This is a genomic window from Trichocoleus sp. Lan, from assembly GCF_039961855.1.
GTDB lineage: Bacteria > Cyanobacteriota > Cyanobacteriia > Cyanobacteriales > FACHB-T130 > FACHB-T130.
In genome coordinates this window covers 43,890-56,598 of the sequence record NZ_JAMPKA010000024.1, presented here as the reverse complement: position 1 = coordinate 56,598, position 12,709 = coordinate 43,890, and the positions used below count along the sequence as shown (strand labels likewise).

11 protein-coding genes and 1 pseudogene are annotated in these 12,709 nt (G+C 46.5%); 7 read left to right on the top strand and 5 right to left on the bottom strand.

Annotated features, from left to right (window positions below; genetic code table 11):
- Positions 1-28: 28 nt before the first annotated feature.
- The 3 genes and pseudogenes from NDA03_RS20395 to rimM form a co-directional block, all read left to right on the top strand.
- Positions 29-265: pseudogene (locus tag NDA03_RS20395) on the top strand (ISNCY family transposase); the annotation flags it as partial.
- 178 nt (positions 266-443) lie between these two features.
- Positions 444-1,721, top strand: coding sequence for a valine--pyruvate transaminase (locus tag NDA03_RS20390; RefSeq protein WP_348238975.1), 1,278 nt, complete (start codon positions 444-446; stop codon positions 1,719-1,721).
- A gap of 261 nt (positions 1,722-1,982) precedes the next feature.
- On the top strand, positions 1,983-2,630 hold the full coding sequence (rimM, locus tag NDA03_RS20385; protein WP_348238974.1) for a ribosome maturation factor RimM: 648 nt from the start codon (positions 1,983-1,985) through the stop codon (positions 2,628-2,630).
- Positions 2,631-2,784: 154 nt separating this feature from the next.
- On the opposite strand, the gene NDA03_RS20380 is transcribed toward rimM, so the two are convergent.
- Positions 2,785-3,363 (bottom strand): hypothetical protein, encoded by a 579-nt coding sequence (locus tag NDA03_RS20380; RefSeq protein ID WP_190432393.1) that lies wholly within the window; start codon positions 3,361-3,363, stop codon positions 2,785-2,787.
- Between the two features lie 301 nt (positions 3,364-3,664).
- Here NDA03_RS20380 and NDA03_RS20375 point away from each other — a divergent pair, with 301 nt between their 5' ends.
- Positions 3,665-4,276, top strand: a complete 612-nt coding sequence (locus tag NDA03_RS20375; protein ID WP_190411671.1) for a L,D-transpeptidase family protein — start codon at positions 3,665-3,667, stop codon at positions 4,274-4,276.
- 49 nt (positions 4,277-4,325) lie between these two features.
- On the opposite strand, the gene NDA03_RS20370 is transcribed toward NDA03_RS20375, so the two are convergent.
- The 4 genes from NDA03_RS20370 to NDA03_RS20355 form a co-directional block, all read right to left on the bottom strand.
- Positions 4,326-5,819 carry a HAMP domain-containing sensor histidine kinase gene (locus NDA03_RS20370; RefSeq protein WP_348238973.1) on the bottom strand — a complete coding sequence of 498 codons (1,494 nt, stop codon included), beginning with the start codon at positions 5,817-5,819 and terminating at the stop codon, positions 4,326-4,328.
- Positions 5,820-5,949: 130 nt separating this feature from the next.
- The gene (locus tag NDA03_RS20365; protein ID WP_190432389.1) at positions 5,950-7,491 is read right to left on the bottom strand and encodes an ATP-binding protein; all 1,542 of its coding nucleotides are present in this window, start codon (positions 7,489-7,491) and stop codon (positions 5,950-5,952) included.
- A gap of 259 nt (positions 7,492-7,750) precedes the next feature.
- Positions 7,751-8,815, bottom strand: coding sequence for a diguanylate cyclase (locus NDA03_RS20360; RefSeq protein WP_242030496.1), 1,065 nt, complete (start codon positions 8,813-8,815; stop codon positions 7,751-7,753).
- A 121-nt stretch (positions 8,816-8,936) separates the two neighbouring features.
- The gene (locus NDA03_RS20355) at positions 8,937-9,092 is read right to left on the bottom strand and encodes a hypothetical protein (RefSeq protein WP_190984779.1); all 156 of its coding nucleotides are present in this window, start codon (positions 9,090-9,092) and stop codon (positions 8,937-8,939) included.
- A gap of 32 nt (positions 9,093-9,124) precedes the next feature.
- Between NDA03_RS20355 and NDA03_RS20350 the strand changes: the two genes are divergently transcribed.
- The 3 genes from NDA03_RS20350 (at position 9,125) to NDA03_RS20340 (ending at position 12,599) form a co-directional block, all read left to right on the top strand.
- Complete coding sequence (locus NDA03_RS20350; RefSeq protein WP_190411675.1) at positions 9,125-10,138, top strand: permease; 1,014 nt, start codon at positions 9,125-9,127, stop codon at positions 10,136-10,138.
- A gap of 94 nt (positions 10,139-10,232) precedes the next feature.
- A complete protein-coding gene (locus NDA03_RS20345; RefSeq protein ID WP_190411676.1) occupies positions 10,233-11,015 on the top strand; it encodes a TIGR03943 family protein in 783 nt (260 codons plus the stop codon).
- Positions 11,016-11,123: 108 nt separating this feature from the next.
- Positions 11,124-12,599, top strand: a complete 1,476-nt coding sequence (locus NDA03_RS20340) for a hypothetical protein (RefSeq protein WP_348238985.1) — start codon at positions 11,124-11,126, stop codon at positions 12,597-12,599.
- The last annotated feature ends 110 nt before the right edge of the window (positions 12,600-12,709 follow it).

The following is a 12,709-nucleotide window of genomic DNA, read 5'->3' as shown; positions in this document are numbered from 1 at the left end:
AATCGCTACCAGTAAGCGCGCTCATGACAAGCAGCATTTGTCCTCGTTTCTCGCTACGCTCAACGTCCTGTGCCTGCTGTTTCATACCTTGCTGGAGTTATTGGATGCAAAGTACCGACTGCTGCGAGCGCAGTTGCCGACTCGTAAGACCTTCTTTGATGACTTGCGAACCTTAACCCGTTATCTCTATTTTCATAGTTGGGATCACCTGCTCACTTTTATGATCCAGGGGCTAGAGCTAGACCTCCCGCCCAACACCAATTGAAATTCCATAATTAGAATTGTTGCCCCAAGCTGGCTGTACTTTTGCCAATTAGTTATGAAAATTACAGTTAAATTGGTTAGAGTACCAACGATTCACTAAATTAACTAAAGGGGAAAAAGCCTCAACTGACTAGGCACCCCGGTTGTTAAACTCTCAATTTTCAAAGTCGCTTTAGCTTATGAATCCTGCCCTGACTCAATTTGGCGATTGTATGTCCCACCTTACTGGGGTGCGGGCAATTATGAAGGATATTAAGGAAACCCTGCAAGCAGGTATTGGACAGGAATATATTAATTTAAGTCCTGGAAATCCAGTGATTTTGCCAGAAGTAGAGCAGTTATGGCGGGATTACACCGAAGAATTGCTGGCTAGCTCAAATTACGGGAACGTGGTTTGTCGCTATGGTGACTCTCAGGGCTATGAGCCGTTAATCGAAGCGGTACAAAAGGATTTTAATCGCCGCTACGGGCTAAATCTGACTCATCGCAATATTTTGATTACCCCCGGCAGTCAAACGCTTTATTTCTTTGCCGCAAATGCCTTTGGGGGGTACACCACAAGCGGTAAATTAAAGCAAATTATCCTGCCCCTGAGTCCAGATTACACGGGGTATGGGGGTCTGACCTTAACCCCAGAGGCATTATTCGCCTATAAGCCAGCTTTAGACATTGATGCCGCTGCCCATAGGTTCAAATATCGTCCAGATTTCAGCAAACTGAAGATTACAGAAGATACGGGTTGCGTGTTATTCTCCCGTCCTTGTAACCCAACTGGCAACGTCCTCACGGATGACGAAGTGAAAAAAATTGCCGATTTGGCTGCGCCTTATGATGTGCCAATCTTAATCGATTCTGCGTATGCACCTCCATTTCCGGCGTTAAATTTTACCGAGATGACGCCAGTATTTGGAGAGAACATCCTGCACTGCATGAGCTTATCGAAAGCGGGGCTACCCGGAGAAAGGATTGGGATTGCGATTGGGGAGGAAAAGTGGATTCAGGCGCTGGAGTGTTTCCAGACGAATATGTGTATTCATTCATCTCGGTATGGGCAAGCGATCGCTGCCCGTGCGATTGAAACGGGAACGCTGGCAGAAATCGCTACCACGGTGATTCGCCCCTACTACCAGAAAAAATTTGATGTTGTGGAAAGCAGCATCGAACAAGCAATGCCCAAAGATTTGCCTTGGTTCCTGCATCGCGGCGAAGGAGCAATCTTTGCGTGGCTTTGGTTACAAGATTTACCCATTACAGACTGGGAACTGTACCAGCAGTTAAAGCAAGTCGGTGTCATTGTTGTACCAGGTAGCTCTTTCTTCCCCGGATTGCGCGAAGAATGGGCGCACAAACAACAATGTATTCGGATTAGCCTGACTGCTACAGACCAGGAGATTGAAATCGGGATACAGCGCTTAGCGAAGGTGGTAGAGCAAGTATATTCAGTTGTTAAATGTTAGAAAGCCCTGCCGGACAGAATTCGCGGTGATGCAAACTAAGTCAGAAAAGCGCGGACTTTTAGAAGTCGTCGCCGCCCCTTGCAGTTATCAAAGCATTCACTACCGTGTACGCATATCTTTGGTTAAGTGGCAAAACGTTGATTGCTTCCCCAATGTATTGGGGGGTTGGGGGGATCAAAAGGGGACTGGCAAGTTCAAGAAGATTTGTGCGTACATGGTAGAGCATTAAAAAGAATACGGAATACGGAATACAGAAAGCTGATGACCAATGACCAGTGGTTAGAAATTGGCACAATTGTTGCCGCTCAAGGGATGAAAGGGGAGTTGCGGGTATATCCTGAATCCCAATTCCCAGAACGCTTTGAGGAACCGGGAGAGCGTTGGATGTTGCGACCGGGCGAGACAGAACCACAGCCAGTGAAATTGGTGAAGGGGCGGTATATAGATGGGAAAAATCTATACGTTGTACAGCTGGCTGAGGTAGAAAATCGGGATCGAGCGGAGGCGCTTGCGGGAACTAAGTTAATGGTAAAGGCTTCCGATCGCCCGATCTTGGAAGAAGATGAATACCACGTTCTAGACTTAATTGGGATGGAAGTTTTCCTTCAAGAATCGGGAGAAAACTTGGGCGTGGTGGTGAATGTATTTCCGGCTGGCAACGATTTACTGGAAGTCCAGTTGCACCAGCAACCTGTAGCTGTAGCGCCAGAGGATGAGCCGGAAACACCCCAGAAAGGGGAAGTCAATCGAACCAGTAAAAAACGGAAAGTTCTTAGACCCAAGCCACCGAAGCCGTCTACCATTTTGATTCCTTTTGTGAAAGCGATCGCGCCCGTGGTAGACCTGGAGAATCGGAGAATTGAAATTACGCCACCGCCTGGATTGCTAGAAATGAATCAGGACGTTTGAATTTGTTCAGAATCCTAGCGCGATCGCAACCAAGCATCTATCTCGGAATCTATCTCGGAAAATTATTTCCTAAAATAACCATGCCGTCCTTTTGGGGACGGCATGGCTAGATTAACGATTCTTTGTTAATTGCTCAAGAATGCTGGTGAAGTCATTACCAAAGCGCTGGTACTGGCGCTGCCTCAGTCGTCTGCGGTTCGGTTTGAACTGTATCTGGAGTGCTTGTGGTCTCTCCAGTGGTTGTTGTCGGACCAGGAGACGGTGTTGTCTGCACCGTTCTTCGCTGAATCGTTGTCTCTTCCACTCGACGGGTTCTGTTGAGGCGAGTAGTATCTGTCGCATCGGCTGCTTCAACCATACTCACATTGCTAGCCATATTCTGGTCATCCAATGTGGCGCTAATCTCCATTCCTGGCATGAGGTTCAACCGAGTTAGATCCTCTGGTGAGAGCATCATACTTCTGGTTGTACCGTCTGGCAGTCTTAGCGTGACTACATTGCCTCTAACGCTGCTGACGGTGCCTCTAACTACTTGATTCGTATCGGTTGAGTTAGGAGTAGTTGTGTTGGTGTTGGTTGGATTGGCAGTAGGTGTGTCGGTGTTTGTTTGGCTAATGAGCTGCCTTGATTCACCTTCAGATACTGGGCGAGCGATCGCTGGCAACACTGATACTGCCGAGAGTAACAGTGTTAGCATCGTACCTGTCAATACTTTGGTTTTTTGTAAACGCATTACACCCTCACTTTTAAAATATTTGGGTAATAAACTTGACTATCGGCAACAGTTGTACTTAGCAACGGATGAAAATGCCTGGATTATTGCCCAAATCCTATCTAGCTCTACTGAAGATTCAATCTACCGGACTATATAAGCCCTTAGGAGGAGAGCTGGGAATAAAATCTGACTTTGTGAGACTTGACAAGACTAAGAAAAGTCAATTTTAAATAAGTCAGTCAGCTCTGTGCGATTTATTGTTTTGATCTCAGATAATAATTCGATAAGAGTCGTTGACCAGGGAAAAGAGAGGACAGGAATGCTCAGGGGTAAATTACCGTCTGGAAGCTTCAAGGTGCTGTACTTCGCAGCCATTCTATTGCTGGGCGTTCGGCAGCCATCTGGTGCTTCAGTGCCAACAGAAATGGCAACTACCAGACAGGCAACAACGATTGAATTGCCTTCGGAACCCCAATTGCCTCCGCTGGGGGCACCCTCTCTCTATCTACCTTTGGAGGAACTCTCCCCGGCGAGTACCACGCCCGATACTCATTTGGTGATTAAATTAAGCGATCGCCGCGTCTATGTCTACCGAGACAATCAGGTGAAAGCAAGTTATCCTATCGCAGTCGGGAAAAAGGGCTGGGAGACGCCTACAGGCACGTTTAAGGTGACGCAAATGCTACGCAATCCAGCTTGGCAGCATCCTTGGAATGGAAAAGTCGTTCCTCCAGGTGCAGATAATCCTTTAGGAGCCAGGTGGATTGCTTTTTGGACAGACGGACGCAATTTTATCGGGTTTCATGGCACCCCCCAGGAAAAACTGGTGGGACAGGCAGTTTCTCACGGCTGCGTCCGGATGCGTAATCAGGATATTTTGGCTTTGTATGCACAGGTCAACATCGGAACTCCTGTAAAAGTAGAGCCTTAGAGTCCTGAAAGTTGCCCAATTAAAAATACAGCGGCTTGTTAATTTTTAATTAAACCAAAGGCAACAAAATCTCAAATTCGGTGCCAATGCCTGGTTTAGGTTCTCCGCTGGAATTGCTAGGAGTGGCATACCCCTGAGGAGATCCGCTCTCTGGGCATCCACTGCGCGAGTAATCCTCAGGACATACACTAAGCGAGTCGCCCAAACGGCATACACTACGCGATCGCATTCTTAATTTTCCACCATGCTTCGCCGTCACAATCTGATAACTTACCGATAAACTCGTCTCTTTAGCAGAGCGTTTCTCTACAGAAAAAGACTCAAGAATTTGCTGCTGTACTTCAGGAGACATCCCAGGGCCATTATCGGCAATGCGAATGGAAACCCACCGCGAATCAGAAATTCCTGTCTGACTTGCCTTGTGCGAACAAACCTCAGTCGTGATTTCGATCCGAGGTTTCTCTTGAATATTCGGGGGCAATGTTCCTTGAAAATCTTGAGTAAACTGCTGAACGACTGCTTGATTAATCAATGCATCAATCGCATTCGTCAGGATATTCATGAAAACCTGATTCAATTGACCCGCGTAGCATTGTACCGGCGGCAAATGACCATAATTTCTGATAATTTCAATTTCGCTGTTTACACGACTTTTTAAAAGCAAAACAATACTATCTAAACAAGCGTGCAAATCGGCAGGCTTGGGATAAACATCATCAATATGGCAGAAGTTTTGCAGACTCATCACGAGCTTTTTCAATCGTTCTGCTCCGGCTCGGATGCTGGAAATTGAGCGAGGTAAGTCTTGTTGTACAAAATCAAATTCTATGTCTTCTTTCAGAGCCACAATTTCTTCAGGAATCTGCGGCAAATATGTCTCATAAGTAGACAGCAATTCTATCAAGTTTTCAGTGTAAGTTGAGACATACGTTAAGTTCCCCCAAATAAAGCCAACCGGGTCTAAAATTTCGTGAGCAACTCCGTCCACTAAGCGCCCTAAGCTTGCCATTTTCTCACTTTGAATCATCTGAGCTTGGGTGCGTTCATATCGCACCTGAGCTTCGATTCCCCGGATTTGCCAAGAAACAACATTCAAATCCTGAACATCTAACAGCCGATAATCAGATTCTCCCACTTGCACTACGACAGGTTCTGCCAAAAATTCAGGCGATCGCCGCAGCGCCTGCTGGGTTGCTGTCAAAATCGGCGTACTATCGGGAAGGATTAAAACCTCAGAGTGGGCGTACTTGTAGAGGATGTGCAGCGGTTTGTGCAAAAACAGCTCTAGTCGATGAGGACGGATCAGGTACTCCAAAAGCCGCCGCCGCGAAATCATCCCGGCAAACTGACCCTGTTCGACTAAGATGGCTCCTGGCAGTAGAGGATGCTTCTCAAAAATCCGGGCAATATCCACACCCAGACAGATGGGTTTTACCAGAAAGTTGTACAGCGGCAATTCCCCAAGAGTTGACTCTATAGAGAGGTCGCGATCGCTCCCTTGGGACAAGGACGGAAGTGATATAAATCCGTTTGGTACCGACACACAACGCCCACAAATGCAGCAGTGAAGCTGGAATCAGCTATGACCATAGACTACCATTTTCAGCAGTTTTCCACCTGCCCTTGAGGTTAATTTCTGCTACTATTTTCCAGAAAAATTGTGAACAAGCGCCTTAACCGAGTGGCAATCGGATCTCGAATTCTGTGCCCATCCTTGGTTGTGAATCTTCTATCTCCCTGGAATTAGCTAGCAACTGTGCCGCTGCTGGTGCCTCGCATCCGCTAGCCGCACTATAGATTCTGTCTTGCCGGGGATAGGAATCTGCGATTCCTATTCCTACGGCGGAAGCTACGGGCACCGACAACGCTTCAACTACGGAACCATTATGGGAGGCGGTGCTAGGAGGAGGATACGCCAAAGGCGAGCAATCCTCTGGACATACACTACGCGATCGCACCGATAAATGACCCCCGTGTTTCTCAGTAACAATTTGATAACTAATTGCCAATCCCAATCCCGTTCCCTTGCCCACCGGCTTTGTAGTAAAGAACGTCTCAAAAATCCGATCCTGAATTTCTGGTGGAATTCCCGGCCCATTATCCGCAATCCGGATTACAACCCATTCAGAATCTTGGATTTCTAAAACTTCCGTCGTAATCTCTATCTGGGGTTGCCAATCCGACCCGTCAGTGACTCGATCTTTGAGTGCATCAATCGCATTACTAATGATATTCATAAATACCTGACTCAGTTGACCTGAGTAGCAATTCACCAGTGGTAAATCGCCATATTTTTTAATTAATTGAATCCCCTGCTTGATGGGATTATTTAAAATTAATAAGGTACTTTCAATACATTCGTGTAAGTCAGCAGGCTGTCTCTTGGTTTCATCCATATGAGAAAAGTTTCGCAGACTGCCAACGATTTTTGTTAATCGTTCCGCACTCAGCTTCATACTTCCTATCAACTTAGGCAAATCTTCTAGAAGAAAATCATATTCAATTTCCTCTTTCAATTCTTCGATTGTATTCAAAGTTTCAGCTTTTTCATAAGCTGCCAATAAACCGATTAAATTTTTGTAATAAGTTTCTACAAAACCAAAATTCCCATTAATGCAGTTAATGGGGTTTCTAATCTCATGGGCAACCTCAGCAACCGTCCGTCCCAAACTCGCCATTTTTTCGGTTTGCAGCATCTGAGCTTTGGTTTGCTCGTTGAGTAACTCGGTTGTGAGTTCATGAATTTTTGACTGCGCCACCAATAATTGATGTACATCTAGTAATCGGTAAATTCCTGGCGCTAACTCTACCACAATCGGTTCATAGAGTAGCTCAGGAGGTCGTTGCAAAGACTGCTTTGCCGCCGCTACAATTAACGTATCGCCAGAAAGTTTCAAAACATGGGTACTGGCGAATTGATATAAAGATTGTAAGGGTCGTTTTAAAAATAATTCTAGTCCATAAGGACGGCTCATTTGTTCTAAAAATCGTCGCCGCGAAATCATTCCCGCAAACTGACTTTCTATCGTTAAAATGACTCCTGGTAGCAGCGCATTTCCTTCAAATTCTTTGTTAACTTCCTGCCCCAGACCAGAGGCTTCTATCTGAAAATCGTATAGCGGAAGCTCTTGAAGGGTTGACTCTAAATTGAGGTTCTTTATCTGGGACAGAGGAAGAACTGATAATTCCGGCGGAGATTCTTGCCAAGCCATCATAAATTACCTCAATCAGTTCTTATTCGCTGTATAGGGAGATGCAAAATTTACTTTATCCCCACATTCTACTGATTTAAGTTATAAATTTTACAGCTAAAACCTTAGTTTAACTTTAAATATGATTTAAAGATTTGATTAACTTTTGGTTAAAAAATGACGACTCAAGAGGTTTTTTAATTGTTATAAAAATACAATAATTTACACTTTTTACTAAACTAAAACAACTCTATATATTTATCTAAAGCGGAATAATTTGTATTCAAGAAGTTGCAGATGGCTCAAAAACGGATGAGCGATCGCGCGGTACGCAAAGCAGATGGCCTTCAGCCTTATCTCGTCCTGTCTGTTTTGCCTGATAAAGCTTTTTGTCCGCTGCTGCAATCAGCATTGCAGGCATAAACGTTGAGCTAGGAAAGATCGTAGCAACACCTAAACTTAAGGTGATGTAATCGCTTTCTGAGCAAGCATGGGCTATCTTCAAGGCTTTCACGGTCAGTCTGATGTGTTCTGCGACCTGAAGGGCACCCTCTAGCGATGTGTGCGGCAAAATCACGGCAAATTCTTCGCCCCCATAGCGTGCCACTAAATCTTCCGGTCGCTGCACTGCTTGCTGGATGGCACCCGCTACCTGTCGCAAAGTGTCATCACCCGCTTGATGACCGTAGGTATCGTTGTACTTTTTGAAGAAATCAACATCGCACAAGATCAGCGATAATGCTGAATTACTCGCCTGCATCTGGTGCCAACAGGAATCGAGATAGCTATCAAAACGGTGTCGGTTAGCAACCCCAGTCAAACCATCAGAAGTGGCAAGGCGCAGCAATTGTTGGTTTGCTGCTTCCAGATGAGTATAAAGTTGAGTGAGCAGTTCAGTTGCTAATTCGTGAATTTGCGACTGAGCAATCAGTAATTCATGTACATCTAATAATCGATAAACTTGCGGCGCGACCTCCACCACAATCGGTTCATAAAGTAACTCAGCCGCTCGTTGCAAAGAGTGACGCGCCGCCGCCACAATTAACGTATCGCCGTTCAGAATCAAAGTTTCCGTTTCGGCAGAACGATATAAACATTCAATGGGACGTTTGGAAAAGAGTTCCAATCCGTAGGGACGGCTCATGTATTCCAAAAATCGCCGCCGCGAAATCATCCCCGCGAATTGACCCTGCTTCATCAAGATGACGCCTGGGAGTAGGGGATTGGCTTTAAGAGTCTGAGTTACTTCCCAACCAAGTTGATGATATTCAATCTGACAATCGTGAAGCGATAGCGATCGCAGCGTGGACTCTAAACACAAGTCTTGCTGGCTTCGATTGGATGACAAAGGAAGTGATAAAAATGCGTTCAGCACAGGGTACCCCGCTGCATGAAAACGCAGCAATGGAAGCTTGAGTATACTTCAAGCTTAGGATAGCATTTTCACTAGCAATCGTCCGTGTTACAAACTACAAAGGTTCGGTAAACTCCGTAAATTTACGGTAAAGCAACCGATAGATAAGGGAGAAAGCGAGCAACTTTTGGTAATCGGGTTCGTCCACTAGCACATTCATCAGCCCTAGTGATGAGTAGTAATAACCGCTAAAATGTCTTGGCAACCTCATAAAGCTAAAAAAGGCTTCTCACGATCCAAAGCATGAATCAACTGCACAACGCTTTCACCTTGTTTTTGAGTTTGCTGGTAGAGGCAATGCCTTTCTTACTACTGGGGGTATTGCTCTCCGGTTTGCTCCTGTTGTGGATTGATGAGGGCAAGCTGATTTCTGCTATGCCGAAGAACCCCATATTGGGGGCATTTGTAGGCAGTTGTGCGGGCTTTTTGTTTCCGGTGTGTGAGTGCGGCAACGTGCCGGTGGCGCGACGGTTGCTGATGCAGGGAGTGCCTGCACCTGTGGCAGTTGGGTTTTTGCTAGCGGCACCGACCATTAATCCGATCGTCATCTGGTCAACCTGGGTAGCGTTTCGAGATCAGCCAGAAATTGTCGTGTTGCGGGTGGTATTTTCTTTATCGATCGCGACAATTATTGCCTCGGTTTTCAGCGTTCAATCTAATCTGAAGCCGTTACTGCAACCCGCGATCGCTTGCGCCATACCTCAGATGCAAACTCAAGGGGCACGGGAAGACGATACTCCCACCTTGTTAAAATCCGGCACGTTTTGGCTGGGACAACCGCAACCGATAATGAGCGCCGTTGGCGTCTCCGGCGGTGGGATGATGGGTCAATCGATTACGTCAAAACCCCTGCCTTTCAAGCTGCGGATGTTCCTTGATAATACAGTGCAAGAGCTGCGGGAATTGGGAGGCGTGTTAATTTTGGGAAGCGCGATCGCAGCGGCGATTCAGGTACTCGCTCCCCGCGAACTGATCCTCAGCTTGGGTCAGGGACCAATCACCTCCATCCTTGCGATGATGGGATTAGCGGCTCTCGTGTCCATTTGTTCAACGGTCGATTCCTTTTTTGCCCTTTCCTTTGCCACAACATTTACCAGCGGCTCCTTGTTAGCCTTTCTGGTATTTGGCCCCATGATTGACCTCAAAGGCATCGGTTTGATGTTATCCATTTTCAAACCCAGAGCTGTGTTTTACCTATTTGGTCTTGCAGCTCAGCTGACTTTTATAATGACTCTCCTGTATACGTACTTTTTCTAAGATGAGTGGTGAGTTGCAATTGGCTCAGGGAAAACAGATTCCTAGAACGATTCACAATCAACCCGTCTTAAATTAGCGATTCGTACCCTTACCAATGACCAATCAACCAAAAATTATTTCTCAAAAATTTATAATTCCCGGCTTGGATGTCCTAGCACTAACGGCTTGGGGAGCTTTGCTCCTGAAATATTGGTTCACGGGTCAGTTATACCTGCTGATTCACAAAGATTACTTTAAATATGTTGTTGTCACTGCCATCTGCTTGTTAATTATGGCGGCATTGAGCGCCATGCAACTGATTGGGAAAATATTAAATAACCGGAAGGAAAAGCGGTCGGTGGCAGTTCTTCAGCACATCACCCTATTTCCTCCTGGTTGGAGCAGTGTATTGTTACTGTTGACGGCAATCGCTGGTTTATTGGTTGCCCCCCGCGCCTTTAACTCAAGCACAGCGCTCGATCGGGGAATTACCGATTCTTTGACCTTGACACGAGTGCAACCCCAATCATTTCGCTCTTCAACAAGACCGGAAGAGCGATCGCTCATGGACTGGGTGCGGACGCTCAACTTCAATCCAGAACCCGATACCTACACGGGTCAAAAAGTTAAAGTAAAGGGATTTGTTGTCCATCCACCAAAACTCTCTGAGCAATATCTGTTAATTTCGCAATTTGTGATTACCTGCTGTGCCGCAGATGCTTATCCCGTGGGACTGCCAGTGAAACTCACTGAAAACCGGACAGCTTATGCCCCTGATACTTGGTTAGAAGTTGAAGGTGAGATGATCACTGAAACTCTAGAAAACAAACGCCAACTCACCATCAAGGCAAACTCCCTCAAAAAAATAGAAGCACCGAAGAACCCGTATGATTATTAGACGATTTTAGATTTTAGATTGGCGAGGACGAAGGCAGTGATAAATCGAAAATCAAAAATCGAAAATCGAAAATGGGGGCAACCTGTTGACCGTCTAGCGCTAGCGCTGATGCTGGTGCTAAGTGTGGTGATTGGGCTAGTGGTGTGGGGTGGCGATGCCTGCGGCACGAACTGTTTTTTAGTCACCGGGCCTCGCGTGCGGGATTTCAACTGGCAGGGAGAAAGAATAGGTGTTGAGGATACTTCCTTTATCCTCACCTTTAGCCGCCCAATGGAACACAGCAGCGTCGAAGCAAATCTGCGAATCGCTCCACCCCTGGGGGGTAAATTCAGTTGGGCGGGGCGGAAGATGTCTTATACCCTGACTTCCCCAGCATCCTATGACACCGACTATAAAGTGGAATTGCAGGGGGCGCGAGAGCGCTTGGGGACTCAAGGAAAAACAGGGAGGGCAATTCAGCCGTTTACAAGTCAGTTTCGCACCCGCGATCGCGCTTTTATCTACCTGGGCGTTGAGAAAGAAGAACAGGGACAGTTAATCCTCTACAACCTCACCCAAAACAAAAAAACCGTTCTGACGCCTAAAGACCTCGTAGTGATGGACTTTAAGGTGTATCCAGATGGTGACAAGGTTTTGTTTTCTGCCACCGACGCGACGAATAACCAACCCGGTGTATTGGCGCAACAACTGTACACCGTCAGTACCGGACTCCATTACAAAACCAAAGGAAAATCTGAAAAGGATCTCGATCCCCCAGGCAGAATGAATCTGGTTTTAGATAATAAAAACTACCAGAATCTCAAATTTGACTTAGCGGCGGATGGGCAAACGATTGTTGTTCAGCGGGTGAACAGCCAAAATCCAGCCGAATTTGGCTTGTGGGTAGTCCGACCGAATGCACCGCCGCAACCGCTGAATAACCAACCGGGCGGGGATTTTTTGATTGCGCCGGATAGTGCCTCGGTGGCAAGCGCTCAGGGAGAGGGCATCGCGATTCTGCCGCTGACACCAGGAGCCAAACCGCTAGATTTTCTGCCCAAGTTTGGGATGGCGCTGGATTTTGCCAGAGATGGCTCAGCAGCAGCGATGGTGAAATTTAATACAGATTACACGCGATCGCTCTTTTTAGTCACCAACCAAGGCGCACAGAAAGAACTGCTGCGAACAAATGGCTCAATCCTCAACTGTCAGTTTGCTCCCTATAAGGAAACGCTCTACTGCCTGCTGACTCAGTTACTGCCAGGAGAAGAGTACCAAGAACAGCCTTACATTGCGGAAATTGACCTCCAGACAGAGAAAGGGACTCTGGATGCAAAGGCGATCGAGCCGCTGTTGCTCCTGCCCACCCAGCGGGATATTCAGATGAGTCTGGCACCGGATGGGTTAGCGCTGCTGTTCGACCAAGTTGTGACCAACGAGACGGCAACCGCGGCAGACAGTTTGAGAACCAGTGAAGGACAAGCGATCGCGACCAGTCGCCTTTGGCTGCTTCCCCTGAGCCAGCCAGAAGCTGCACAACCCCAAGCCCAGCTCCAACCAGAGGCGCTGCCTTTCGCTGGATTTCATCCGCGCTGGGTACCATAAAAGAGCCAAGTTTTACTCATTTAAAAGGCAAAATAAAGAAGGAAATCCCTAAAAATTTTGCCTTTTAAATTTTTTATTTTTAAAATTTAATAATTTTTATCCTTCAAGGG

Coding starts and splice junctions, on each gene's coding strand:
- NDA03_RS20380 (WP_190432393.1), bottom strand. CDS start 3,363: ATGCGTTTACAAAAAACCAAAGTATTGACAGGTACGATGCTAACACTG.
- NDA03_RS20375 (WP_190411671.1), top strand. CDS start 3,665: ATGCTCAGGGGTAAATTACCGTCTGGAAGCTTCAAGGTGCTGTACTTC.
- NDA03_RS20340 (WP_348238985.1), top strand. CDS start 11,124: ATGCTGGTGCTAAGTGTGGTGATTGGGCTAGTGGTGTGGGGTGGCGAT.
- NDA03_RS20390 (WP_348238975.1), top strand. CDS start 444: ATGAATCCTGCCCTGACTCAATTTGGCGATTGTATGTCCCACCTTACT.
- NDA03_RS20365 (WP_190432389.1), bottom strand. CDS start 7,491: ATGATGGCTTGGCAAGAATCTCCGCCGGAATTATCAGTTCTTCCTCTG.
- NDA03_RS20345 (WP_190411676.1), top strand. CDS start 10,233: ATGACCAATCAACCAAAAATTATTTCTCAAAAATTTATAATTCCCGGC.
- NDA03_RS20355 (WP_190984779.1), bottom strand. CDS start 9,092: ATGAGGTTGCCAAGACATTTTAGCGGTTATTACTACTCATCACTAGGG.
- rimM (WP_348238974.1), top strand. CDS start 1,983: ATGACCAATGACCAGTGGTTAGAAATTGGCACAATTGTTGCCGCTCAA.
- NDA03_RS20350 (WP_190411675.1), top strand. CDS start 9,125: ATGAATCAACTGCACAACGCTTTCACCTTGTTTTTGAGTTTGCTGGTA.